This window comes from Streptococcus sp. 21.1 (assembly GCF_016648635.1).
Taxonomy (GTDB): Bacteria; Bacillota; Bacilli; order Lactobacillales; family Streptococcaceae; genus Streptococcus.
This window is the reverse complement of the sequence record NZ_JACLQL010000007.1, coordinates 66,944-92,886: the sequence shown is the minus strand read 5'-3', so window position 1 is coordinate 92,886 and position 25,943 is coordinate 66,944. Positions and strand designations below refer to the sequence as shown.

General features: G+C 40.3%; 24 protein-coding genes. 19 read left to right on the top strand and 5 right to left on the bottom strand.

Features of this window, described 5'->3' with window-relative positions; all coding sequences use genetic code 11:
• The first annotated feature begins 4 nt into the window (after positions 1–4).
• The 5 genes from H7U01_RS06650 to H7U01_RS06630 all read left to right on the top strand — a co-directional run bounded on the left by H7U01_RS06650 (position 5) and on the right by H7U01_RS06630 (position 5,339).
• On the top strand, positions 5–910 hold the full coding sequence (locus H7U01_RS06650; protein WP_073686130.1) for a magnesium transporter CorA family protein: 906 nt from the start codon (positions 5–7) through the stop codon (positions 908–910).
• Positions 911–1,104: 194 nt separating this feature from the next.
• On the top strand, positions 1,105–2,691 hold the full coding sequence (locus H7U01_RS06645; RefSeq protein WP_070655498.1) for a DEAD/DEAH box helicase: 1,587 nt from the start codon (positions 1,105–1,107) through the stop codon (positions 2,689–2,691).
• A 143-nt stretch (positions 2,692–2,834) separates the two neighbouring features.
• Positions 2,835–3,761: a hypothetical protein gene (locus H7U01_RS06640; protein WP_201041320.1), complete on the top strand. Its 927-nt coding sequence runs from the start codon at positions 2,835–2,837 to the stop codon at positions 3,759–3,761.
• A 16-nt stretch (positions 3,762–3,777) separates the two neighbouring features.
• Positions 3,778–4,944 (top strand): HNH/ENDO VII family nuclease, encoded by a 1,167-nt coding sequence (locus H7U01_RS06635; RefSeq protein ID WP_201041319.1) that lies wholly within the window; start codon positions 3,778–3,780, stop codon positions 4,942–4,944.
• Positions 4,944–5,339, top strand: a complete 396-nt coding sequence (locus tag H7U01_RS06630; RefSeq protein ID WP_201041318.1) for an SMI1/KNR4 family protein — start codon at positions 4,944–4,946, stop codon at positions 5,337–5,339. Before H7U01_RS06635 ends, H7U01_RS06630 begins: the two co-directional genes overlap by 1 nt.
• Before the next feature lie 72 nt (positions 5,340–5,411).
• Here H7U01_RS06630 and H7U01_RS06625 read toward each other — a convergent pair whose 3' ends face one another.
• From H7U01_RS06625 to H7U01_RS06615, 3 genes are read right to left on the bottom strand one after another with little or no spacing between them, the layout of a single operon-like run.
• Positions 5,412–5,681, bottom strand: a complete 270-nt coding sequence (locus H7U01_RS06625; RefSeq protein ID WP_073688086.1) for a GIY-YIG nuclease family protein — start codon at positions 5,679–5,681, stop codon at positions 5,412–5,414.
• Between the two features lie 3 nt (positions 5,682–5,684).
• Positions 5,685–6,449: a tRNA1(Val) (adenine(37)-N6)-methyltransferase gene (locus H7U01_RS06620; protein ID WP_175061945.1), complete on the bottom strand. Its 765-nt coding sequence runs from the start codon at positions 6,447–6,449 to the stop codon at positions 5,685–5,687.
• A 49-nt stretch (positions 6,450–6,498) separates the two neighbouring features.
• The gene (locus tag H7U01_RS06615) at positions 6,499–7,434 is read right to left on the bottom strand and encodes a polysaccharide deacetylase family protein (RefSeq protein ID WP_201041317.1); all 936 of its coding nucleotides are present in this window, start codon (positions 7,432–7,434) and stop codon (positions 6,499–6,501) included.
• Between the two features lie 129 nt (positions 7,435–7,563).
• Between H7U01_RS06615 and H7U01_RS06610 the strand changes: the two genes are divergently transcribed.
• The 14 genes from H7U01_RS06610 to H7U01_RS06545 all read left to right on the top strand — a co-directional run bounded on the left by H7U01_RS06610 (position 7,564) and on the right by H7U01_RS06545 (position 24,062).
• Positions 7,564–8,319: a lysophospholipid acyltransferase family protein gene (locus H7U01_RS06610; RefSeq protein ID WP_002948862.1), complete on the top strand. Its 756-nt coding sequence runs from the start codon at positions 7,564–7,566 to the stop codon at positions 8,317–8,319.
• Between the two features lie 108 nt (positions 8,320–8,427).
• Entirely contained in the window at positions 8,428–9,123 is a 696-nt protein-coding gene (locus tag H7U01_RS06605; RefSeq protein WP_070655510.1) for a helix-hairpin-helix domain-containing protein, read from the top strand.
• The gene (locus H7U01_RS06600; RefSeq protein ID WP_201041316.1) at positions 9,113–11,353 is read left to right on the top strand and encodes a DNA internalization-related competence protein ComEC/Rec2; all 2,241 of its coding nucleotides are present in this window, start codon (positions 9,113–9,115) and stop codon (positions 11,351–11,353) included. Before H7U01_RS06605 ends, H7U01_RS06600 begins: the two co-directional genes overlap by 11 nt.
• 85 nt (positions 11,354–11,438) lie before the next feature.
• Entirely contained in the window at positions 11,439–12,701 is a 1,263-nt protein-coding gene (locus H7U01_RS06595) for a UDP-N-acetylglucosamine 1-carboxyvinyltransferase (RefSeq protein WP_070655514.1), read from the top strand.
• Between the two features lie 65 nt (positions 12,702–12,766).
• Positions 12,767–13,312: a GNAT family N-acetyltransferase gene (locus tag H7U01_RS06590; protein ID WP_070655515.1), complete on the top strand. Its 546-nt coding sequence runs from the start codon at positions 12,767–12,769 to the stop codon at positions 13,310–13,312.
• Complete coding sequence (spxR, locus tag H7U01_RS06585; RefSeq protein WP_201041315.1) at positions 13,305–14,585, top strand: CBS-HotDog domain-containing transcription factor SpxR; 1,281 nt, start codon at positions 13,305–13,307, stop codon at positions 14,583–14,585. The genes H7U01_RS06590 and spxR overlap by 8 nt, the downstream gene beginning before the upstream one ends.
• Before the next feature lie 43 nt (positions 14,586–14,628).
• Positions 14,629–15,489, top strand: a complete 861-nt coding sequence (locus H7U01_RS06580; protein WP_004183173.1) for a methionyl aminopeptidase — start codon at positions 14,629–14,631, stop codon at positions 15,487–15,489.
• 1 nt (position 15,490) lies between these two features.
• Positions 15,491–16,450 carry a YihY/virulence factor BrkB family protein gene (locus H7U01_RS06575; protein ID WP_201041314.1) on the top strand — a complete coding sequence of 320 codons (960 nt, stop codon included), beginning with the start codon at positions 15,491–15,493 and terminating at the stop codon, positions 16,448–16,450.
• 90 nt (positions 16,451–16,540) lie between these two features.
• Positions 16,541–17,080 (top strand): QueT transporter family protein, encoded by a 540-nt coding sequence (locus tag H7U01_RS06570; RefSeq protein ID WP_201041313.1) that lies wholly within the window; start codon positions 16,541–16,543, stop codon positions 17,078–17,080.
• Positions 17,081–17,130: 50 nt separating this feature from the next.
• A complete protein-coding gene (gene ligA, locus H7U01_RS06565; RefSeq protein WP_201041312.1) occupies positions 17,131–19,089 on the top strand; it encodes an NAD-dependent DNA ligase LigA in 1,959 nt (652 codons plus the stop codon).
• Positions 19,090–19,098: 9 nt separating this feature from the next.
• Entirely contained in the window at positions 19,099–20,112 is a 1,014-nt protein-coding gene (locus H7U01_RS06560; protein ID WP_037602836.1) for a diacylglycerol kinase, read from the top strand.
• 401 nt (positions 20,113–20,513) lie between these two features.
• The gene (locus H7U01_RS06555; RefSeq protein ID WP_253183505.1) at positions 20,514–21,257 is read left to right on the top strand and encodes a hypothetical protein; all 744 of its coding nucleotides are present in this window, start codon (positions 20,514–20,516) and stop codon (positions 21,255–21,257) included.
• An 80-nt stretch (positions 21,258–21,337) separates the two neighbouring features.
• Positions 21,338–22,324 carry a helix-turn-helix transcriptional regulator gene (locus H7U01_RS06550; RefSeq protein ID WP_201041311.1) on the top strand — a complete coding sequence of 329 codons (987 nt, stop codon included), beginning with the start codon at positions 21,338–21,340 and terminating at the stop codon, positions 22,322–22,324.
• 109 nt (positions 22,325–22,433) lie between these two features.
• Positions 22,434–24,062 carry a hypothetical protein gene (locus H7U01_RS06545; RefSeq protein ID WP_201041310.1) on the top strand — a complete coding sequence of 543 codons (1,629 nt, stop codon included), beginning with the start codon at positions 22,434–22,436 and terminating at the stop codon, positions 24,060–24,062.
• Between the two features lie 38 nt (positions 24,063–24,100).
• Here the strand turns inward: H7U01_RS06545 and H7U01_RS06540 are convergent, their stop codons facing one another.
• Both H7U01_RS06540 and H7U01_RS06535 read right to left on the bottom strand, forming a co-directional pair.
• Positions 24,101–24,580: a QueT transporter family protein gene (locus tag H7U01_RS06540; protein WP_037601574.1), complete on the bottom strand. Its 480-nt coding sequence runs from the start codon at positions 24,578–24,580 to the stop codon at positions 24,101–24,103.
• 73 nt (positions 24,581–24,653) lie between these two features.
• Positions 24,654–25,481 (bottom strand): exodeoxyribonuclease III, encoded by an 828-nt coding sequence (locus H7U01_RS06535; RefSeq protein WP_002884246.1) that lies wholly within the window; start codon positions 25,479–25,481, stop codon positions 24,654–24,656.
• Between the last annotated feature and the right edge of the window lie 462 nt (positions 25,482–25,943).

The following is a 25,943-nucleotide window of genomic DNA, read 5'->3' as shown; positions in this document are numbered from 1 at the left end:
AAAAATGTTTATTGAAAAGGAACTGGGTTATAAGCGTCACTGGATTAATATTGACTCAGATATTATTTCTGAGCAATCCTACCTTTATACCAAGTATGATATTGACCAAGAAACCATAGAGTATGCCTTGGATAAAAATGAACGAGCCCACATGGATTACAACCGTGAGACTGGGACAATCACCTTTATCTATAATGTTCTGGCGCTTGAAAAGGACAAGGAATACTATGAAACCATTCCTCTGACCTTTATTGTTCAAGATACACGTTTGGTGACCATTAGTAACGAGGATAACGCTTATGTGATAAGCAAGATGCAAGATTATGTGGATAACCATGAGGATTTGTCTATCTACAAATTACTCTTTGCAGGCCTTGAGATGATTTCAAATGCCTACTATCCCGTCATTGAACGTTTGGATCAGCAAAAAGATGAGGTTAGTCGACGCCTAAGACAGACAACGACAAGTAAGAATCTTTACGACCTTTCAGATTTGGAAACAGGCATGGTCTATTTGGTGGCTGCAGCCACACAAAACCGTCTTCTATTGGAACACATCAAGGGGCACGCCATTTATCGTCGTCTCAATGAGGTTGAAAAAGAACAGTTTGATGATGCCATGATTGAAGCTAGACAGTTAGTAGCCATGACGGACCTCATTTCTAAGGTCTTACAGCAACTATCAGGTTCTTATAACAATATCCTAAACAACAACCTGAACAACAACTTGAGCAATCTGACCATTATTGAGGTACTCTTGGGAGTGCTTGCCGTTATTACCGGTTTCTTTGGGATGAATGTTCCTCTACCTTTTATGACTGTCAGTCCAGCCTGGATTTTCATCATTTTAGGTAGTGTGATTCTTTGTTTAGTCTTGGCCCGCTACTTGCGTTGGTTGGTTCATAAATAATTATCAGTAAGTGAAACCGTCTTCTCAAATTGGAGGCGGTTTTAAAACGTTATTTTCTGTCTTTTTATCCTTAAATATGATAGACTAGATAAGTTGTTAAAATAAACGACTATTAAATACAGGTAGTTAACATACTACACAACCAAGTCTCATAAGGTGGCTTCGCACCGCCTTCAAATAGAAAGAAGAATACTTTGAAATTTACAGATTTAAACCTATCAGAAGACATCCAATCAGCTGTTGTAGCTGCCGGTTTTGAAAAGCCATCACCTATCCAAGAGTTGACCATTCCACTCGCTCTTGAAGGTAAGGATGTTATCGGTCAGGCCCAAACTGGTACTGGTAAAACAGCTGCCTTTGGTTTACCGACCCTAGATAAAATTCGTACAGAAGAAAATACAATCCAAGCCCTTGTGATTGCCCCAACACGTGAGTTGGCAGTGCAATCTCAAGAAGAGCTTTTCCGTTTTGGCCGTGATAAGGGCGTTAAGGTTCGCTCAGTCTACGGTGGTTCAAGCATTGAGAAACAAATCAAGGCCCTCCGTTCAGGTGCCCACATTGTAGTAGGGACACCAGGGCGTCTCCTTGACCTTATCAAACGTAAAGCCCTTAAACTCAACAATATCGAGACTTTGATTTTGGATGAAGCTGATGAAATGCTTAACATGGGCTTCCTTGAAGACATTGAAGCTATCATTAGCCGAGTGCCAGAAGAACGTCAAACCCTTCTTTTCTCAGCAACGATGCCTGATGCCATCAAACGTATTGGTGTGCAATTCATGAAAGATCCTGAGCATGTGAAAATCAAGGCTAAAGAATTGACCAATGTTAATGTTGACCAATACTTTATCCGAGTGAAGGAACAAGAGAAGTTCGATACCATGACTCGTCTTATGGATGTTGACCAACCTGAATTGTCAATCGTCTTTGGACGTACCAAACGTCGTGTGGACGAGTTGACACGTGGTTTGAAACTTCGTGGTTTCCGTGCAGAAGGTATCCACGGTGACCTTGACCAAAACAAACGTCTTCGTGTTATCCGTGACTTCAAGAACGACCAAATCGATATCTTGGTTGCCACAGACGTTGCGGCGCGTGGTCTTGACATTTCAGGTGTTACTCACGTCTACAACTATGATATTCCACAAGATCCAGAAAGCTACGTTCACCGTATTGGACGTACAGGACGTGCAGGCCAATCAGGTCAATCAATTACTTTTGTAGCTCCAAACGAAATGGGTTACTTGGGAATCATCGAAAACTTGACGAAGAAACGTATGAAAGGCCTTAAGCCACCAACAGCTCAAGAAGCCTTCCAAGCTAAGAAGAAAGTTGCCCTTAAGAAAATTGAACGTGACTTCGCGGATGAAGCTATCCGTGCCAACTTTGACAAGTTCAAGGGTGATGCGGTTAAATTGGCTCAAGAATTCACACCTGAAGAATTGGCCCTTTACATCTTGAGCTTGACCGTTCAAGATCCAGAGACAATGCCAGAAGTGGAAATTGCGCGTGAAAAACCATTGCCATTCAAACCATCAGGTGGTGGCTTTGGTGGTAAAGGCGGCAAAGGTGGCCGTGGCAACCGTGGTCGCGATAACAACCGTCGTGGTGGATACCGTGGCGACCGTAACCGCGATGACCGAGACGGTGGCCGTCGTGACTTCAAACGCAAGTCCAAGAAGAACAGCCGTGACTTCGAAAATCGTGGCAACAAACGCCCACACCGTACCTCAAGTGAAAAGAAAAATGGCTTTGTTATCCGTAACAAGGGTGATAAATAAACAATGAAAATGCTCTATGAAAATAGGGTGTTTTTTGTAATTTGCCCAATTGATTAAATTTTTATAATCTTAAAGATTGTTATATATAACTTATTCTCTATTTGATATAATTGCACTATCAAGAGTAGGAGAATTTGAAAGTTATGAAAAAATGGTTTATAGCATTTTTAACAGTCTGTTTGATGTTTTTAGTATTAAAACCATACCGAATTTTAGGTGATACATACTATTTTGATGTACAGTCAGCTAATAAAAATTTGACATTATTTAATGCTGGTGAGGGATATGAGAAACAGAATAAAATAAATAAGAAGGACTTACACTATGGTTGGAATTTAGGTAAGTTTGAAGTCTCTGGGTTCTCTAGTAAAACAGATGGTGATATACCGGTTTTTTATAAGACTACGGGAGATAATCTTGTTCTGAAATTTAATTTGTTACAAAATATTGATAAGTTAAATAAAAAAGAAATGCATATTATTGAGGATAAGAAGGGACAAGATGTATTATTTGAAACTGAGAAAACAAATTTTGGAAAAGGTGCATTGATTATAAAATATACTGCGACAAACAATAATTCTGAATCTCCTAAAATATATACGGATTTTTTAACTGGTAAATCAAAGAATGCTAAGAATATGTCCGTTACTTTGAACGAGGAAGGAACGTATGAAATTGCCCTAGATTATAGAATCAAAAAAGATGGGATGAAAGTTTTTAAAAAAGTCATTACTTGGGACTCAGAGAGATATCGGATGAGCTTCAAATTTAAAGTATTAAACGCGAAAGCAATGGGATATTTGTTTGATTTAAAGTCAAACTCAGAGTTATCTAATAATGCTATAGCGAATGATGGTTTTAGAATAGATTTAGCAAACTCAAAAACATTAAAAGCAGAGGTGAGACGAGAAATTTGGAATGATGGTGAATGGGATTCAAAAGGTGTTGAACCTGCTTACGATGGTAAAAAGTATACTAAAAACGGTAAATATACTATTACTTTTAGTAACGAAGCGACCTCTGAATCAGTAACTAAAATTATATATGTTAATGAGAAAAAACATTCTTAGATACTAGGAGTCATTTATGAAAAAAATTCTATCAATTGTTGGGGTATTTATCTTACTTTTTGCTATAGGATCAACCACATTTAGTCTTTTTTATAGTGAACAAAAGAAAAATAGGATGATTTTTGCAGAAAATTCTTCAGAAACTCAAGAAAGTCGATTGTATAATGAGCTTGTAAAAGAGCTGGGAGATGATTACTTTATTGAAAATGTAAATTCGACTTATGTCTCTGAAGAGTATGTAGAAGATTTAGAATATAATTCAAAAAAGAATATTTACTTTGGATACACCTCTGAAGAGTTGGATAAGGAATTTGGTGGAAAAAAATATGTCTTTACTTATGATAAAAAAGTAAATTCAACCAAGGTCAAAGAATTTGAAAAGTATGATGATACTTACGATAAAGCTTTAAAAAATGTGGCTGTGGGTTCTGGCGTAATAATTACATGTATTACCGTATCATCTCTGACCGCGGGAACAGCACCTGCGATAAGTGTTATTTTAATGACAGCTGCTAAGACAGGAGCAGTTTCGGCTCTATCTACTGGTACGATGTCCGCATTAACTGCAGGTGTGATTGAAGCTGTAAAAACAAACGATAGTGCAAAGGCGCTTAAAGCAGCAGCTAGTGAAGGTAGTGAGGGGTTCAAATGGGGTGCTATTGCAGGTAGTGTCGGTGGTGGCTTCAGCAAATTTAAAGTTTTAAAAGGTGCAACACTAAAAGGTCTAACTATGAATGAGGCTGCAATTATTCAGAAAAAAACTAACTGGCCTTTGGAAGTAATCAAAAATATATCCAGCATGGATGAATATAAACTTTACGAAGCAGCAGGATTAAAAGTACAGGTGATTAACGGTCGAATTATACTTGCACAACCGATAGATTTAACAATTAAGAGTAAGTTAGGTGGAAAAACGGTAACTAATCTTGAGAGAATATTGAAGGGGGCTTCCCCTGTAGATAAAACTGGTACTCCGTTTGAATTACATCATATTGGTCAAAGTACAAATTCACCTTTAGCGATATTAACTAGAGAACAACATCGATTAGGAGAGAATAATAAAATACTTCACAATTCTAAAATAGAAAAGGGAGTGCATAAATCTCTTGAAGATAATAAATGGAAGAGTGAGAAAAAATCTATTTGGAAAGCCATAGGAGAAATCTATAAAGGGTCTGTATAATGTCGAGTAATTTAATTGAAATATTAAAAAATAACAGTGAAGTGATTCATGGGCAAGGTGTATCAATAGATAAGGTTAAGGAAGCGTCGAAAATGCTGGAACTAACATTTTCTTTAGATTACATTGATTATCTAGAACATTTTGGTATTTTGGCTTACGATGGTCATGAATTGACAGGATTAATTGGAGATGATAGAACAAATGTTGTATATATAACTAAAGAATTATGGCGAGAAAATCCATTAATTCCACATAATCTTTATGTGATTGAAGATACAGGAATTGATACAATAGTGGTTTGGCAAAATGAAAAAGGTCAGATTTTTCAGTCAGCAGTTGGTTTAGAACCTGTTAAAATATGTGATTCACTAATAGAATTTCTATTTGATTATTAATTCTTCAGTAATGTGGTGAGCAATAGTAGAAGTGACAGCATGATGATTTTTCCTATACCAAAAAACACACGGTTATTTTTCCGTGTGTTCTTTGATATAGGCCAATTTTTTCTCTCGGCTTTTTTTCTTAAAGAGTGCTTCGGCGCTCATGGCCTCTGGTTTGCTGGCGAAAGCTTCTGAATAGAGGAGTTTAACTGGTAGGCGAGCTCTGGTATACTTAGCACCCTTGCCTGAATTATGAGTTTTGAGGCGGCGTTCGACATCTGTGGTGTAGCCTGTATAGAGGGTGCCATCAGCACACTCAACCACATACATGTAGGCCTTGCTATCCTTTTCTGCCATCGTTTAGGACTCACTCTCAGCTTTTTTTCCAAAGTAAATCTCAAAAATTTCGTCGGTATAGTCGCCATTTTCCTTGTGAACAAAGAGGGGAGGGAGAATTTTCAGTCCATCTGTCGAGCCGTCTTTAATGGCTTCAATCAGGAGCATATTTGCCTCACGTCCCATCTTAGGGTAGATAAACTGGATGCGTTTAGGTGCTAGATTGTACTGGCGCATGGTGTCAATGATATCCAAAAAGCGGTCAGGACGATGTACCATAGCAATGCGTCCATTAGATTTGAGGGCATGACGAGCGACCTGGCAAATTTCTTCCAAATTAGTCGTGATTTCGTGACGGGCCAAGAGGTAGTGCTCTGACAGATTCTTCTTAGACGTTTCTGTCGCCTTAAAGTAGGGAGGATTACAAAGAATAAGGTCTACTTGAGATCGCGGCGCATGGTCAAGCAAATTTTTCAGGTCGTCATTGACAACAGTCACCTGATTCTCTAGCTGGTTGAGGGTGACGGAACGCTTGGCCATATCAGCCAGACGTTCTTGCAATTCAACCAAGGTAATCGGTGCCTCGGTGCGTGTGCTGGCAAAGAGGCCAACGGCACCATTTCCCGAACAGAGGTCGACGATTAATCCCTTCTTTGGAATTTTTGGAAACCGAGAGAGGAGGACGCTATCAATAGAGTAGCTGAAGACCTCCTTATTTTGAATGATTTTCACATCTGTGGAGAAGAGCTGGTCAATGCGTTCTCCATCTTTTAAAATTGGATTTGTCATAGTTTTTATTGTAACAAAAAACAGCTCCCAAAGGAACTGTTGCGAGTGATTACTCTAGGACACCGAAGGTATATCCTTGATTTTTGAAATATTCGATAATTTGTGGAAGGGTCTGAACAGTCAGCTCCTTACCAGCTGTATCGTGCATTAGTACAACTTTAACAGTAGTTTCAGGGAAATATTTCTGTGAACCGTCCATATAAGCCATCATGCTTTCAGATGTGGTTGGACGAACAGAGAGTGGTTCTGCATCTCCACAGAGCATGTTCCAGTCAATCCACTGGATACCTTCATTGGCGAGAGCATGGTCAGTACTTTCTAGACCTTGCCATGACATATGACCACCAGGATAACGGAAAATTCTTGTCTTGAAGTCCTTGCCTAAGATAGCTTGGAAATTGGCATTGGTTTGGTTAACCTCAGAAACAATTTGACTTTGATTTGGAACGCGCCCAGGATAAAGTAGGTTAAAGTTGTGGCTAAGGCTATGGTTAGCAATAGCGTGCCCTTCTGTAATTTGACGTTTGAGGATGTCCGCGTTTTCTTGAGTAATAGTATTCCCAATGTGGAAGAATGTGGCATGAACACCGTATTCTTTCAAGATACTCATGACTTGTGGGGTCAGTGTTGGATCAATTCCGTCATCGAAGGTTAAAAAGACAACCTTACCGTCAACATCTTGAGATACACCACGGATAGTGTTATTAACAGCAGTAACGTCGTAGGCATAGTCAGAGGCTTCAATGCTATGGTTACTACCTTTTTTGAGTTGTGTTTTATCATCTTCTTTAGCTTTTTCTGAAGATGAGCTTGTGCTATTAGCGACTTGTTCAGTCTTTTCAGCCTTGGCTACTTGTTCAGCTTTAGAGCTGTGGCGTTGTGACAAGGCAAAGCCTAGAATAGCCAGTACGGCTAGGTTAGCAATAATGAGGCATAGATTAAGTGCCTTCCTGTTTTTCCCTATAATCTCAATACATTTTTTCATAGTTACATTATAGCTCAATATATTAGAAAGTGCCACAACATTTTCAATTGTTTTACAAAGAAATTCGATGAAAAAGCACTCCTTTTTTTGGTATAATAGTAAAAAACTTGTAGAAAAAGAGGTAAAAACGTGTTTTACGCTTATTTACGTGGGCTTGTTGTCTTCCTTCTATGGATTATCAATGGGAATGCCCATTACCACAATCGCGATAAATTATTGAACAAGGACGAAAACTATATCTTGGTTGCTCCGCACCGAACTTGGTGGGACCCTGTTTATATGGCTTTTTCAGCTCGTCCTAAGCAGTTTATTTTCATGGCTAAGAAAGAACTCTTCAAGAGTCGTATCTTTGGTTGGTGGATCCGCATGTGCGGAGCCTTCCCAATTGACCGTGAAAATCCTGGTCAGGAAGCTATCAAGTACCCTGTTAACATGCTTAAGAAGAGTAATCGTAGTTTGATTATGTTCCCAAGTGGTAGCCGCCATTCATCTGATGTTAAGGGTGGGGTTGCGGTTATCGCTAAGATGGCCAAGGTTAAGATTATGCCGGTTGTCTATCAAGGACCTCGTGAACTCAAGGGACTCTTGACAGGTGAACGTGTGGATATGAACTATGGTAATCCTATTGATATTTCAGATTTGAAGCGTTTGAATGACGAAAATATTCAAGAGGTTGCTCGTCGTATCCAGTCTGAATTTGATCGCCTTGATGAGGAAGCTTTGAGCTATCAAACAGGCAAGAAACCCAATCCTTTGACTTATATTTACCGAGTACCTCTCGGTATTGTGGCTATCATTGCGGTACTTTTGACCATGGCTTTCTCATATGTAGCTAGCTTTGTTTGGAATCCTGAAAAACACCGTGCCAAAGAAACACAGAAATAGGCTAATAACTCTGTCAGACATAGATCTGATGGAGTTTTTTTTCTTTTTGATATATTTTTCAAGTTTTTTACGAATATGAAAGAAAATATATCAATTAAGGAGAATAGCGTGAAGGAAAAGATTCTAGCCTATGTCAAAGATAATCGTCTGTTTGTGAGTGTCATCGCTGTACTGATGATGATTTTTTGCTTCTTTCTATGGATGACTTGTGGTGCCGGCAACAGCATGGAGGCGGAGACGTCTTATACAGATGTGACAACCTTGTCTACCTCTTCATCCAAACAAAGCTCAAAATCACTTACGGAATCGTCGTCTGAGTCACAAACTGAAGGAAGTGAAAAAGATAAGTCAAAAGTAACGGTAGATGTTAAGGGGGCTGTGGTCAAGCCAGGTGTCTATACGCTAAAAGCAAGCGCTAGGGTGACAGATGCCATTCAGGAAGCAGGAGGAATGACAGAGGATGCGGACGCTAAGAGTGTTAATTTAGCCGCAAGCTTGTCAGACGAAGAGGTTATCTATGTGGCAACTAAGGATGAAAACCTTTCTGTCCTTGGTCAATCAGGAACTAGTCAGGTTTCTGACAAAGGAGGACAAACTAATGCTAAGGATGGGAAAATTAACTTAAATACAGCGACTGCAGAGGAATTGCAAACCATTTCTGGAATTGGAGCTAAGCGAGCAGAGGATATCATAGCATATCGTGAAAGTCATGGCGGCTTTCAGTCTGTAGATGACCTGAAAAATGTTTCAGGAATTGGTGATAAAACGTTAGATAAAATCAGAGAGTCCATATATGTGGCTTAAAAAAGCGCCAATCAATCTCTTTTCCCTAGCACTCTTAATAGCTGTCCTTTATTTTACGATTTTTGTATCTAATTTCTATGCTATTGGGACTTTTGTCTTTCTGATGGTCTGTTTTTTGAAGCATCATTGGAAGAATAAGGCAGCCCTAAAGTTGGTGGGACTTGTAGGTAGTTTCTTTTTGGTCTACTTTTTATTCTTGCATCATAGAGCTAGCATACAAGATAAACAAGCTCCTGTTGAAATCAATCAGGTGACTCTGGTTGCTGATACGCTGTCGGTTAATGGTGAGCAATTATCAGCTATTGGAAAGGCAAAGGGACAAACCTATCAGGTCTTTTACCGACTCAAATCTGAGAAGGAGCAGCATTTTTTTAAGACTGCTAGTCAAACGATGGTATTAAAAGGGAAAATAAAATTATCCCCAGCAACTGGTCAACGTAATTTTCAAGGGTTTAATTATCAGTCTTATCTAGCCAGTCAAGGTATTTACCGAATGGCTCAGATTGAGCGCTTGGACCATGTGGTACCTAAAAAATCTCTATCTCCCCTAGCTTTTTTTCATCAACTGAGGAGGAGGGCTTTGGTTCATATTCAGACGCACTTTCCTAATCCGATGAGACACTACATGACAGGCCTACTCTTTGGGTATTTGGATAAGGAGTTCGATGAGCAGAGTCAGCTTTACACGAGTTTAGGGATTATTCATCTATTCGCACTTTCGGGAATGCAGGTGGGCTTTTTTCTGGGATGGTTTCGCTACGGACTCCTACGCTTGGGCCTTCCTAAAGATTATCTATTTATTATCTTGCTGCCTTTTTCCTTATGCTATGCCTTAATGACAGGATGGACGGCTTCAGTCCTACGTTCCCTGATTCAAAGTTTGTTAGCGGAGTTTGGTATTAAAAAACTGGATAATATGGGAATAACCTTGCTTCTATTGTTTCTCTTTTTACCTCATTTTCTTTTAACAGTGGGAGGTGTTTTAAGTTGCTCCTATGCCTTCTTGTTATGTTTGTTTGATTTTGAGGAGATGTCATCACTTAAAAAGTCAATCTGTACAAGCTTAGTGTTAAGTCTTGGGATTTTGCCCTTTCTAACTTACTATTATGGGACCTTTCAACCGGTGAGTTTAATTCTGACGGCGATATTTTCGATAGTATTTGATAGCTTTCTCTTGCCTGTCTTGACGGTCTTCTTTGCCCTTTCGGGGTTGGTAATCTTTTCTCAAATCAACCCACTTTTTGAATGGATGGAGACCTTTTTGACTTGGATACAATCCTGGATAGGCCAGCCTTTAATTTTAGGGAAACCTAGTTTGTTACAGTTTAGCTTGATGATAGCTGTATTGGTTATGCTCTTTGATTTTTGGAAAAAGCCTCAGTTTAGGATTTGCCTTTTGATGATTTTTGGTCTTTTGATGGTCTGGGTCAAACATCCTTTAACCAATGAGGTGACTATGGTTGACGTTGGTCAGGGAGATAGTATTTTTCTGAGGAGTATGAAAGGCGATACCATCCTAATTGATGTGGGTGGCAAGGTGACTTTCGGTTCAAAGGAAAAATGGCAAGAGGCTAGTCAGACGAGCAATGCGGAGAAAACCTTGATTCCCTATCTACAGGCTAGGGGAGTGTCCCACATTGATCATCTGGTCCTGACTCATACGGATACAGACCATATTGGTGATTTGGAAGAAGTGGCCAAGCGGTTTAAGATTAAGGAAATCTGTGTCAGTCAGGGGGCTTTGACTAAGCCTAGTTTTGTGAAACGACTTAGGACTTTAAAATGCCCAGTTCGCACTCTAAAGGCTGGAGACAACTTACCCATGATGGGAAGTAAGCTACAGGTTCTTTATCCAAATAAAGTTGGTGATGGTGGTAACAATGATTCGATAGTTCTTTACGGAAAACTATTAGGAAGCATTTTTTTGTTTACGGGTGATTTGGAAAAAGAAGGTGAGGAGGAACTGATGGCCAGTTATCCCAATTTAAAGGCAAGTATCCTCAAGGCTGGACACCACGGTTCAAAGGGTTCTTCGTCTGAAGCGTTTTTGGATCAGTTGCATCCCTCCCTTGCCCTTGTTTCAGCTGGTGAGAACAATCGTTATAAACATCCGAATGATGAAACATTAGAACGTTTTAAGCAACGTCATATTAAGGTTTTACGAACAGATAAAGACGGGGCCATCCGTTTTAAGGGCTGGTTTAAATGGTCAAGTGAAACTGTCCGATAATTGTAAGAGTTCTTAATTTGTCATGCACCTCAATCTATGGTAGAATGTAAAAGCTAATATTCCAGTATAAGAAAGATTGAACAGTATGCGTAAAATTATCATCAACGGTGGTAAGAAACTTCAGGGAGAAGTTACAGTATCAGGGGCTAAAAATTCAGTTGTTGCATTGATTCCGGCCATCATTTTATCTGATGGAGTGGTTACTCTTGACGGGGTACCAGCAATCAGCGACGTCGATAACTTAATTGAAATTATAGAAGTAATGGGTGGTTCTGTTAAGCGTGATGGCGAAACACTCGAAATTGATCCACGAGGCGTTAAGGATATGCCAATGCCATTTGGTAAGATTAACAGTCTTCGTGCTTCTTACTATTTCTACGGTAGCTTGCTTGGACGTTACGGTCAAGCAACAGTAGGCTTGCCTGGTGGTTGTGATTTGGGACCACGTCCTATTGACCTTCACCTTAAGGCTTTTGAAGCGATGGGTGCTAGCATTTCCTATGAAGACGAATCTATGCGTATTGCGACTGATGCTGGTCAACGCATTAAGGGTGCTCATATCTACATGGATACGGTCAGTGTTGGAGCGACGATTAATACCATGTTGGCAGCGGCTAAAGCTGACGGTCGTACGGTCATTGAGAATGCGGCGCGTGAACCTGAGATTATTGATGTAGCAACTCTTCTTAACAATATGGGCGCACGTGTTCGTGGTGCTGGTACAGAAGTCATCACGATTGAAGGTGTAGAGAGCTTACATGGCACTCGTCATCAGGTTATTCCAGACCGTATTGAAGCGGGTTCCTACATTGCTATGGCCGCGGCTATCGGTAAGGGAATTAAGGTTAAAAATGTTCTTTATGAACACCTTGAGAGTTTTATTGCTAAACTTGAAGCAATGGGTGTTCGTATGACAGTTGAAGAAGATGCCATCTTTGTTGAAGAGCAAGGTGATTTAAAACCTATTGACATTAAGACATCGCCTTATCCAGGTTTTGCGACGGATTTACAACAACCGATGACACCTTTGTTACTGAAAGCAAGTGGTCGAGGAAAAATTATTGATACGATTTATGAGAAGCGTGTGAACCACGTTCCTGAATTGGCTCGTATGGGTGCTGATATTCAGGTACTCGGTGGACAAATTGTTTACAGTGGTCCAACGCAACTCTCAGGTGCGCCAGTAAAAGCCAGTGATTTGCGTGCAGGTGCTGCGCTTGTTACGGCAGGTCTTATGGCAGAAGGTCAAACTGAAATTACCAATATTGAGTTTATCCTTCGTGGGTATTCAAATATCATTGAGAAACTTTCTGACCTTGGTGCAGATATTCGTTTGATTGAAGATTAAGTCTAAGGTTCAACCCCTAGTGGTTGAGCCTTTTTCCATTTCTAAAACTGTGTTATAATACTATCATGGATATTTGGACTAGTCTGGGTGCTTTTGCCTTCTTTGAGTCGGAGCGCCTTTCTTTTAGACCACTCATCTTTTTGGATCGTTTTGATTTACACGAAATTGTATCAAATCCTCAGAATCTACAATTTTTCTTTCCTGCCACTCAAACCCAGCATGAAACGGATTGCCTTTTGGTTCATTACTTTATGAAGGAGCCTCTAGGTGTATGGGCTATTGTAGATAAAGAGTTAGAAAAGATGATTGGCGTCGTTCGTTTTGAAAAGATAGATGTCCAGAAACGGACTGCAGAGCTTGGCTATTTTTTGAATGCCTCATACTGGGGTAGAGGCTTAATGACAGAGGCAGTTACTTGTCTGTCAAATTTGGCTTTGACAGCTGTGGGAATGGATCGTATTATTCTTATTGCCCACTTGGAAAATAAGGCATCGATTCGTGTAGCGGAGAAGTCTGGCTTTAAACTTGTGTCCCGCTTTAAGGGAGCAGACCGATACACCCGTACCATGCGTGATTATCTCCGCTTTGAGAAGGAGGAGAACTGTGAGTAAACATCAAGAAATTCTAGATTATCTAGAGGCCTTACCTATCGGTAAGCGTGTTAGTGTGCGTAGTATTTCGAATCACTTACAGGTTTCTGATGGAACTGCCTATCGAGCCATTAAAGAAGCTGAAAATCGAGGGTTGGTTGAGACACGTCCTCGGAGTGGGACGGTTCGAATTGAAAAGAAAGTCCAGGTTCGCCTTGATAGGCTGACCTTTGCGGAGATTGCGGAGATTACAGAGTCTGAGGTTATATCTGGTCATGAAGGTCTGGAACGTGTCTTCAGTAAGTTCTATATCGGAGCCATGACTATTGAGAATATCACCCGTTATCTAACCAAAGGAGATCTTCTTATTGTTGGGGACCGTGAGGATATTCAATTGCTTGCCCTAGAACACAATAATGCTATTCTAGTGACGGGGGGCTTTCAGGTTTCCGATAGGGTTAAAGAGCTTTCACGTTTGAAGCAATTTCCAGTCATGGTAACAACTTACGATACTTTTACCGTGGCAACCATGATTAACCAGGCACTTTCGAATGTCCGTATCAAAACAGACATCAAGACTGTAGCTCAAGTCTATACCAGACGAGAAGACTACAACTACATGACTCCAGAAATGACAGTCAGGGATTTTCAGAATTTGGTGAAACGGACGAACTTGGTGCGTTTTCCTATTCTGTCTGAGGCTGACAAGGTGATTGGGATTGTAACCATGCGAGATGTGTCTAATCAGCAACCGACGACCATGCTCAAGGCAATAATGACCAAGCCGACGGTGACACGACTTGAGACTAGTCTGGCAACTGTGGCCCAAAAGATGATTTTTGAGGACTTTGATATCATTCCTGTTGTGGATGAAGAAAAACACTATCTAGGTGTTATCACACGTCGTCAGGTTTTGGAAGAACTTCAGGACAATAATCGTGGCAACTTGCACACCTTTAGTGATCAAATGATAGCTAACCTAAACCAGGACAAGCATGCTTTCAGCTTTGAGGTCGAGCCCACTATGATTGACAATTCTGGAAACCTCACTCAGGGTGTTCTTGCAGAGATGGTTAAAGAGGTTGTCTATCGTATCATGGAAAAGCAGGAACAAAATGGTCTTGTGATTGAAGAGATGATGTTTTACTTTCTTCAGGCAGCTCAGATCGATGATAAGGTGACGATTACACCAAGTATTATCGCTGAAACCAGACGTAGAGCCCATCTGGACCTTATGGTTACTCACGGAAATCATACCGTCTGCAAATCAGTTGTTGTGGTTAAGAAAACTTAGAAACTTATAAAAAAATAAAGATATAAAGAAAACGGAGAAAACAATGATTACATTAAAATCAGCACGTGAAATTGAAGCAATGGATAGGGCAGGGGATTTTCTTGCTAGCATTCACATTGGTCTACGTGATCTCTTGAAACCAGGAGTAGACATGTGGGAAGTAGAAGAATATGTGCGTCGTCGTTGTAAAGAAGAGAATGTCCTTCCCCTTCAGATTGGAGTTGAGGGAAGCATTATGGATTACCCTTATGCGACATGCTGTGGCCTTAATGACGAAGTGGCACATGCCTTTCCACGTCACTATATTTTGAAAGATGGTGACCTCTTGAAAGTTGATATGGTCTTGTCAGAACCTATTGATAAGTCAGTCCTTGATGTGTCAAAATTGGACTTTGACAATGTTGCTCAGGTTAAAAAATACACGGAATCATATTCAGGCGGTTTGGCTGACTCATGCTGGGCTTATGCGATTGGAACGCCATCTGACGAAGTGAAAAAACTTATGGAAGTAACACGTGAGGCTATGTACCTTGGTATTGAACAAGCGGTAGTCGGTAACCGTATCGGTGATATCGGGGCGGCTATCCAAGAATACGCTGAAAGTCGTGGTTACGGTGTTGTTCGTGATTTGGTTGGACACGGAGTTGGGCCAACAATGCACGAAGAGCCAATGGTGCCAAACTATGGGGTAGCCGGACGAGGTCTCCGTCTCAAAGAAGGAATGGTTTTGACTATCGAGCCAATGATTAACACTGGTACTTGGGAAATTGATACGGACCTTGAAACTGGTTGGGCTCACAAAACTCTCGACGGTGGACTTTCTTGTCAATATGAACACCAATTTGTTATTACTAAGGATGGTCCAGTAATTTTGACTTCTCAAGGCGAAGAAAGAACTTACTAATATGAAACGACAAGGCTTAATGGCCCGTCTCTTGGATAAACTCCAGTGGCGCCCATTGCAGGTTTATCTTAGGCATTATCGTAGTGCAGAGATAGACATTTCAACTATCGCAGTGGCTTACTATCTCATTTTGACGGTTTTTCCGCTCATTGTCATTGCGGCCAATGTCTTTCCCTATCTGAATATTGATACGACTGATCTCTTGAAGTTTATGAATGAGCACCTTCCTAAGCAGTTTTATGCACCTGCAGCCAACGTTGTTCAGGATATCTTCTCGACACCTTCTGGACAGTTGTTGGGAGTTGCCTCTTTGACGGGATTTTGGACCATGATTAAGTCCTTGTCTTCGCTTCAAAAGGCGATTAACAAGGTATATGGTGCTTCAGAACACCGTGATGTCTTTATTAGTCACATTGTTGGTGGTTTCATGAGTCTGGTCATCTTGTTCCTGCTCACCTTTGCACTAATGCTGTCTACGATTATTCAGTCGGTCCTTAGAGTTATTACACAGACCTATCCTATTGGTTCCAAGATGACTCAGCTTATTTTAAATAGTATCCAGCCTCTGAGTATTGCAGTTGTCTTCCTGGGAATGATGGTGCTTTATTTTGTACTTCCAAATGTGAAGATTCGAAAAATCCGCTACATCATGCCAGGGACTATCTTTACGACTTTGGTGATTGGCTATTTAAGCAACTTGTTTGGAACTTATGTGATTCGTACCTTGAGTCGATTAGTTGATATCAAGTTATTTGGATCCATTATGATTTTCGTCTTCATGCTTTGGTTCATCTTCTTGGCCAGGATTTTGATTTTGGGGGCCGTCTTTAATGCGACCTATCAAGAGCTTAGACAAGGTGAACTGAAAAGTAGAAGAGGAGATGTGATTACTATTATTCAGAGCTTTTCTGGAGATGGTAGTGACAGCAAAAAACACAAAAAAGATGAGGATGATTCCTAGATTATAAAGAGAGCTTGGTGAGATCCAGGCTCTTTTGACGGGAATATTATCCTTTGTAGATAATAAAAAGAAAATGATTATGGAGGAAAAATGAAAAAACAAACTGTTCGTGATTTAACACATATTGCTATTGTGGCAGCTCTTTATGTAGTCTTGACTGTTGTGCCACCTCTTTATGTAGTCTTGACTGTTGTGCCACCTTTTAACTTAATTTCGTATGGTCCCTACCAGTTCCGGATTGCAGAAATGTTCAATCTGTTAGGATTTTATAATCGCAAGTATATCATTGCCGTGACTTTGGGCTGTGTGATTGCTAATTTCTTTAGCTTTAACATGATTGATGTGGTTGTCGGAAGTCTCTCGACACTGGTCTTTGTCGGTTCAGGTGTTTATTTCTTCGACCGATTTAAGAACCAAGATATTTTAGGTGGACTTTTTGACAAGGCTCATGTTTACTTTGCCTTTTACTTCTCATTCTTCATGGTGACAATTGCAGCTGAGTTGACCTTGGTTACTCAGGCACCATTTTGGGCAACTTGGTTCACTGTTGCTATGGGAGAATTGGCTTCTCTCTTAGTTGGTGCAATTCTTATTAAGAAATTGGCCAAAGTTATTGATTTTGTTTCCTAAATTAACGTCTGTAAAGGCGTTTTTTTCTGCTTTTATGTTAAAATGTTCCTATGGAAAAACGAATGAAAGAGCTGGTTGTTAAACTTAACCAGTATGCAAAAGAGTATTATACGGAAGATAATCCATCAGTGTCAGATGCCGAGTATGATAAGCTTTATCGTGAGCTTGTAGCTTTGGAGGCTGAATATCCAGAACTTGTTCAAGCAGATAGTCCAACACATCGTGTGGGAGGGCTGGTACTTGATGGTTTTGAAAAATATCAACATGAGTATCCGCTTTATAGTTTGCAGGATGCTTTTTCTCGAGAAGAGCTAGATGCCTTTGATAAGAGGGTTAAGGACGAATTCCCTAATGCTGATTATATGGCTGAACTCAAAATCGATGGGCTTTCTATCTCGTTGTCCTATGTGGATGGTATTCTTCAGGTAGGTGCGACACGTGGTGATGGTTCTGTAGGTGAGAATATCACTGAAAATGTCAAGCGTATCTCAGATATTCCTCTGAAGTTGGACCAACCTCTTAATATTACGGTGCGTGGGGAGTGTTACCTGCCACGGACTGAGTTTGAACGCATCAACATCCAACGCCAGGAAAATGGTGAGGCCGAATTTGCCAATCCACGTAATGCTGCAGCAGGAACTCTTCGTCAATTAGATACCAAAGTGGTTGCAGAGCGTCGTTTGGCGACTTTCCTTTATCAGGAAGCTAGTCCAACGGAGCGTCTAACACAAAATGATGTCTTAAATGAAGTGGCAGAACTCGGTTTCTCTGTTAATCCACGACGCATTGTCACATCATCGATGGATGAGATTTGGGACTTTATTCAAGCTGTTGGAGAAGATCGTGATCACTTGGCCTATGACATTGATGGTGTTGTCATCAAAGTCAATAGTTTGGCTATGCAAGAAGAACTCGGTTTTACAGTTAAGGCGCCACGTTGGGCCATTGCTTATAAATTCCCGGCTGAGGAAAAGGAAGCAGAGCTTCTATCAGTTGACTGGCAGGTAGGTCGTACAGGTGTAGTAACTCCGACTGCTAATTTGACTCCAGTGCAATTAGCGGGGACAACGGTTAGTCGGGCCACCCTTCATAATGTAGATTACATTGCCGAAAAAGACATTCGTATCGGTGATACCGTAATTGTCTACAAAGCTGGTGATATTATCCCTGCTGTACTTCGTGTAGTAGAGAGTAAGCGTACGACACAGGAGCCGATGGAAGTACCGACTCAATGTCCATCTTGTGGCAGTGGTCTTTTACATTTTGAAGATGAAGTTGCCCTACGTTGTATCAATCCTTCTTGCCCTGCTCAGATTAAGGAAGGCCTGATTCATTTTGCCTCTCGAGATGCCATGAACATCGCAGGTATGGGACCTTCAGTGGTTGAAAAGCTCTTTAAAGCTGAATTGGTTAAAGATGTGGCTGATATCTATGGCTTGAACAGTCAGGATTTCCTTCAATTGGAAGGTTTCAAAGAAAAGTCGGCTGAAAAACTTTACGCAGCCATTCAAGCATCAAAAGAAAATTCTGCAGAGAAATTGCTCTATGGCTTGGGTATTCGTCATGTTGGCGCCAAAGTTAGTAAGCAGTTGCTAGAAGCTTTTGGCAGTTTACAAGAGTTAGCCAGTGCAGATGTCGAGGCTATTGCTGCTGTAGATGGTTTAGGAGAGGTTATTGCCAAGTCCATCCAGCGCTATTTTGCTAAGGAGGAGGCTCAAGTTCTTATGAAAGAACTGGAATCCTATGGCGTTAATTTGTCCTATCTTGGACAAAAGGTGGCAGATGATGCTATCTTATCTGGTAAGACAGTTGTTTTGACAGGAAAATTGGAGCATCTTAAACGTAGTGAAGCAAAGGCAAAACTAGAAGCTCTGGGTGCTAAGGTGACAGGTTCTGTCTCTAAGAAAACAGATTTAGTAGTTGCTGGTAGTGATGCCGGAAGTAAGTTGGAAAAAGCACAAAGCCTAGGAATTGAAGTAAAAGATGAGGCTTGGTTGCTGGATTTATAGGAGTTCAATATGAAACAAAAACGTGCCCGCTTAATTTATAATCCAACATCTGGACAAGAAATTATGAAAAAAAATGTTGCCGAGGTCTTGGATATTCTGGAAGGTGCTGGCTTTGAAGCGTCAGCCTTTCAAACAACACCAGATGAGAACTCAGCAAAAAATGAGGCCACTCGTGCGGCCAAAGCAGGCTTTGACTTAGTTATTGCTGCTGGTGGCGATGGTACAATCAATGAGGTTGTTTCTGGGGTTGCCCCGCTTAAAAAACGCCCACAAATGGCGGTTATTCCAACGGGAACGACAAATGACTTTGCACGCGCCTTGAAGATTCCAAGAGGAAATCCTGTTGAAGCAGCCAAGGTTATCGCTAAAAATCAGACCCTTCAGATGGATATTGGCCGTGCCTATGATGACAAATACTTCATCAATATTGCGGCTGCTGGTTCCTTTACGGAACTAACCTATAGTGTACCTAGTCGCTTAAAGACAGTACTTGGTTATTTGGCCTACCTTGTTAAGGGGGCAGAGTTGCTACCACAAGTTAAGAAGGTTCCTGTTCGTATTACGCATGATGAGGGTGTCTTTGAAGGTGGTCTTTCCATGATTTTCGTTGCCTTGACCAATTCAGTTGGTGGCTTTGAAACGATTGCCCCAGATGCTAAACTGGATGATGGTAAATTTACTCTAATCATGGTTAAGACAGCTAACCTCTTTGAATTGGTTGACCTCATTCGTCAAATTCTCCAAGGTGGTAAACACATCTATGACAAGAGAATTTCCTATATCAAAACGAGCTCGCTGTATATTGAGCCTCTAAGTGATGATCGTATGATGATTAACCTTGATGGCGAATACGGTGGTGATGCACCAATTCATCTCCAAAATCTGAAGAATCATATTGAATTTTATGCAAATATTGATGAGATTTCTGATGATGCCATCACTCTTCCAGATACAGACGAATTAGCTCTTGAAGCCATTGCACAAAAATTCAGTACAGAAGCTGAAAAGATTGAGAATGACTAATGTTAAACCTTTAAGCAACCTAAGATAGGTTGCTTTTTTAGTATATTTGTAGAAAATGACGCTTTCATTTGTTACAATAGAAAAAACTGGGAAATTGTTATATAGAATATTTAGAGGAGTAGAGGTTTAATAAAGAGAGTAAACATTATTTAAGTGATGATCATCTAAAGAATGGTGATCAGGCTTTTGAGTCGGCTTTTAGTAATAAAGGGCCAGAGTTTGAATCTGCTTTTCAGGAGGAAAAAGCTGAGAAGCGGCATTTCTTTTTGACTCTTGTTCTACCACTGATACTCTTAAGTGTGAGCTGGGAATCGGTCTTCTTATCTTGGAAGTATAAGCCGATAATTGTGTATCTGGCTGTAATTGTGGCATGTTTTGTCCTTGCTATCATTCTCTTTAGAATGGGACAGAAGCTAGGTAGATTTCTCTTCACCGCAATCGTGGTTGGCTTGATTGGACTATCCTTCTTTGCCACTTTAGGTGGTTCTGTCTATCGAGGGGCTATGAAAAAATACAGGTTGATTCAGCAGGTATCTCAGTCAGATCTTGATGAGGATAAACCTGATAGCGATGATCCCAAAGACTACGAAGATGAGTCTGCGATTTATAACTGGACGGAAGAAGATTTTAAAAATCTGAAACCCAAGGCTGATACCTTACGTTCGATTATTAAAAGTCATGGTAAGGGTAATTATGTCGAGATGGAGTTTAGTGGTCTCAAGGTGAGGTATGACCGTGGAGATGGCAATGAGTATATTAATCTCTCTTTTGTGAAGGACGAAAAGAGACGCTTTGTCTATGATGGTGGAATAGCGACTTATCCCCTTGATGGCGTTACGGTAGTTGATAATTATAGTAGTAATTGGTCGGAAGAACAGCTTAACCGGTTACGCACTAAAGACCAAGATTATCTTGGTCCAGCAACACCTTTGTCTGAGGTAGTGAGGGAACATTCTCAGGCAAAAAGGGCCTGGAGAAGTATCAATGTTCATTCATCAGGAATCATACATAAGTCAGTTGATCTTGATTACACTGATCAGAATAGTCCTATTGAGAAAGCACAATTGTTAAGACTATCTTTTGAGTATAACGAAAAGAAAAAGGACTATTATTTGAGCTATAATTCTGTGGCTCGTCGCTACTAGGGATGACTATCTATGATAATGAATAACTAGACAGCAATTTTTTAGTAATAAGAGGTTTGATTATAAAGGGGGATTTTATAATGACAGCATCAAAAACCAAACGTCTCTTGTATTTTATGTCCGAATTGGAAAAGGGAAATGACATTTCAAAAACGGACTACCTAGCTCGCTTTGGCATAAGTGAGCGTACCCTTAAAGAGGACGTGAGTGAACTCAAGGAAAATTTGACTGAGTTACGTCCAAATATGAAGGTTAAGTATTCTAGAAAATACGGTTCCTATCATGCCCAGTATGAACAGGGCTATGGTAACCTTAAATACAATCAGGCAGTTATCCTATCTAAGATTCTTTTAGAGAGTCGTGCCCTTCGAAAGGATGAAGTAGCAGAAATTATCAACATCTTTGTTGAGAGGGCTGTAGACGACAAGGAGCGCAGACGTATCAAGCGATTGACTGAGCTAGAACTAGATAGTTATCAAGGACTTAAGATTTATCAGGATCAAGATAAGTCACTCTTACCAGCTATTTCAGCCATTTTCGATGCCATTGTGGACCAACGTCCTTTGTCTTTTAGTTACCGTAAGCCAGGGGAAAAAGTGGAGGAATATAAGGTTTTTCCAATTTCAGTCATTTTTGACAACCACTATTTCTACTGTATTTCTTACAAATTGGATGAGAACTATAGTTGTGATTACAAGTTCTCTGAAATTCGTTATTTCCGTGTCGATCGTTTTCAGACCATTCATAAATCTGAAAATGACGTCGCCTTCACGCTCAGTCCAGAACAACAAGCCCGTCTCATTACAGATGAGCAGGTGCGCTACCAAGCTTTCTCAATGCTTTCTGGTAACGAATGGGCTCGAATTACCTTTGAGTATAAAGGTCTCTACCGTGATGTCTTGGAGTCTGATATTCCAAAACTGAAATTGCTAGAGGAAAGCACTAGTGATGGTGTTGATCAGGTCCGTTATGAGATTGAAACCTTTAGTTTATTAGGCTTTCAAAAGTATATTCAACGCTTTGATGGAGATTTTGTTTTCCTTAAGATTGAAGCAATGGATAATTAATGAAAAAGGCATTCGTTTATCCGAATGTCTTTTCAAATCTGACAAAAATAGTATAATTGTGTTAAAATAGGAATACGGAAGCGTTATCATTTCCATAAGGAGGGAAAATATGAAAGAAAAGAAAAAAGAAATGCAAAAACAAGTCTTAACTCTTTTAGGAATCTTGATTTTTGCCTTTGTCAATGTGTTTATCTTTGATAATAAGATGGGCGCTGGTTTTTCCGCCTTCTCAACTATTACCCTGATGAGTATTGGACTTTTGTCTAAGCGCACCAGTCTGCGAGTTTTGGCTATTATTTCCTATCTCATCAATGTGGTAGCAGCTCTTTTTGGCTTCAACTATGTTGGTTTTCTAACAGCAGTTCAGGCCATTGAACTTATCTTCGTTATCTGGTATCTTTACCCACGTGACACCTTTTTGAGACGAGATACAACCGATAAATACACTTACCGCTATCGTTGGATTCATTTGCTCTTGACGGTTTTGATCTCACTTGGAGGTTACATTGTTTTTGCAGTTGTTTCTAGTATTTGGAATGGTTCTTTCCTAGAATACGGTGGAAACACAGCTCTCATTTTCGCCATGCAGTACTTGCTTTTCTTGAGTATCACTAAGTCAAGGCAAGATGAACCGACTAAGGTTGCCCATTTGTTCCAAAAGGAACGCCGTACTAAGGAAATGAAAGCTGGAATAGAGGCTGAACGTCAAGCCAAAGAAAGAGCACTTGCTCAAGCCTTTGAGGTACCTTTGAAGGCACCTAGTCAAACGGCTGCAAAATTTGGTAACAACATGGTTAAATTTGCAGCTGTCTGGCTTTTGGTGATGGATATGTCCATCTTGGCTTATTTCTTCCGTCCAAATGATGTTGGTTTCGGCTTTGGTGCCTTCTTTGTACTCTTGACCATTGTCTTGTCTTTGATTTTCAAATCTGAGGAAGACAAGGAGGACGTTTTCTCTATCATCTATCACAAGATTCGTCCTATCCAACCTATTTTCTTCATTCTGCTCTTGATTGCTCACGCGCATAAGTTTAGCTACGGGGCTGCTTACGCTCTCTTGTTCTCAGCTGCTTATTTCTTCTGGGCAATCAATAAGATTAATATGAAGACCCTCTTGACCTTTACAGTCATCATTTATTTCTTCCCAGTCTTTGGTTACCTATCTAACCCTTATCGTCTAGGTGCTGAAAACCTTAAGATGGTAGGTGAACTGGTGACAGATCGTAATAAGTCTAATACCTTCTATATCGGTCATTATTGGTCACTTTTAGGTTTACAGATTGATGGTGAATATGAAGGAGTCCCTGTTGCTTGGCAGGCTGCTAAGTATGCAAATATTGAGACCTTATATGATGAGGAGGATAACACCTCAGGTATTTTCTATGAAGATAATCATGGTGACTATGTTTATGATTTACACCTAACAAATAACAAAGGTACCATTGAAGTAACAACGGGCTCTGGCAAAGATAAGAAAGAATTCCAATTCATGGACTTTGCCAGAACCTATTATCGATATGAAAAATTGAAAAAAACGGATAACCAAAAGCGTTATAAAGATTTTTACAAGATAGGTACTGTTTCGACTGAGTTGGGAACTTATAATCTTTATCTCGAAATGAATCAAGATTGGGTTGATGACTATCAAAAAGATCCTACTAATGTTGACTACCGTTTACTTATTTTTGGAGACAAACTGACACCAAAAGAAGCTTACGAAAAAGCATATCATTACTAAAAAAGTATCTCTGCAATTTGCAGAGATACTTTTGTCTGTCAGTCTTTGTATCCACGTTTGGACAACTCTCTTACAAGGACGGCTCCCAAGATTGAAGGTACTAATTGTCCTAATAGCAAATTGAAAACGAGAGCAAGATAAGGAAGTTTAAGTAAGGCGCTAAGCCAGATAGGTACCACTAAGGATGGAACGAGTAGGATTGGGAGTACGATAAACCAGCTTGACAACTTGGCTTTGCGGATGAGGTAGATGCTACCAGTTGCCAGAAAGCTGGCACAGAATCCACCGACAACATCAATCAATCCCAGGCCACCAAAAGAGTTAGCAATAGCATTGGCGAGACTGAGTGGGACAACCAAAAATGGGAAGATATAGGTTAATCCATATAAAGCCGTAGCCAGACGCATCTGAACAGCACCAAAGGAAATAGCTTGAGAGACAAAGAGGATAGCGATATATAGGGCCATGATAATAGCTGAGAGAACAAGCTTTTGTGTAGGGTTAAGTTTATTTTTCATTATTTCTCCTTAGTTGGGCAAAGTAAAAGAGTAGTAGTTCTACTCTTTTTAGGGATTTAGGTCTAGAGTTGTTTTATAAGTCAATCTCTAAGACAATAGGTGTGTGATCTTGGCGATCACCAGAGTCAATCATATCTGATTTTGTGACCTTATCGGCAATACGATTTGAAGTCAACCAGTAGTCAATTCTCCAGCCTGTATTATTGATTTTAGATGTTTTGCTACGTTGGGCCCACCATGTATAGGCACCTGTAACATCGCCATTGAGGTGACGGTAGGTATCTGTGAAACCTTTGGCAAGGAGGTTAGTGAAACCAGCACGTTCTTCATCTGTGAAGCCTGGTGAACGGCGATTACTTGAAGGATTAGCCAAGTCGATTTCCTTGTGGGCAACATTGTAGTCACCAGTCGCAAGCACTGGTTTCTGAGCGTCCAATTCAGCTAGGTAATCCGCATATTTTTCATCCCAGATTTGACGTTCAAGCAGACGTTTGAGGCCATCACCAGCATTTGGTGTGTAGACCTGTGTCACAAAGAAATTGTCAAATTCGAGAGTGATGATACGCCCTTCACAGTCCATGGTTGAAGGTGCTCCGATTTCAGGATAGGTAATGACTGGATTCAGTTCTTTTTTATACAAGAACATGGTTCCAGCATAACCTTTACGGGCAGGTTCAACAGATGAACGCCAAGTATTGTCATAGTCAGGGAAGTAGTCTTCCAAGATTTGCAAATGCTTTTTAGTCGGACCTTTAGCAGACAGTTTTGTCTCTTGAATAGCAATGATGTCTGCATTTTCAGCGACCAAGGTGTCGATAACAGCGCGTGATAATTGAGCGCGTGCAGAATCACTAGTAAGGGCGGCATTTAGTGAATCAATATTCCAAGAAATTAATTTCATGTGTACAGTTTCCTTTTTTGAATCTTTCCTTTCTATTGTAGCAGAAAATAAGGTGTCAGGCGAGTTATGGGTTTGATAAGGGAAGCTAGGAGGAGTATACTTATCTTAGATTGAGAGGTACATATTAATGAAAAAGCAATCATACATTTATTACATGTTTTGGGTTCTCTTGTTGATACAAATCATTCTTATAATCATGATTTGGTGGTCACAGGGAATTATTCTTCCACTTGTCATTTTTCCAGGGATGAGTGTCTTCTTTTTATTTTACTTAAGGTATCTCTTAGGCTACAACCTTAAGCAATCTCCCTCAGAACCCTTATTTGTCCTCCGTAGGTATGGCGTTGGAACTAGTTTAAATCCCAAAAATCCCCTAGGCTATAAGATTAGTCTCCTACTAGTTGTGGGTGTTTTAGTTTTACTTTTCTGCCTAACCCTATTAGTTTTTCTTGGAAAATAGAG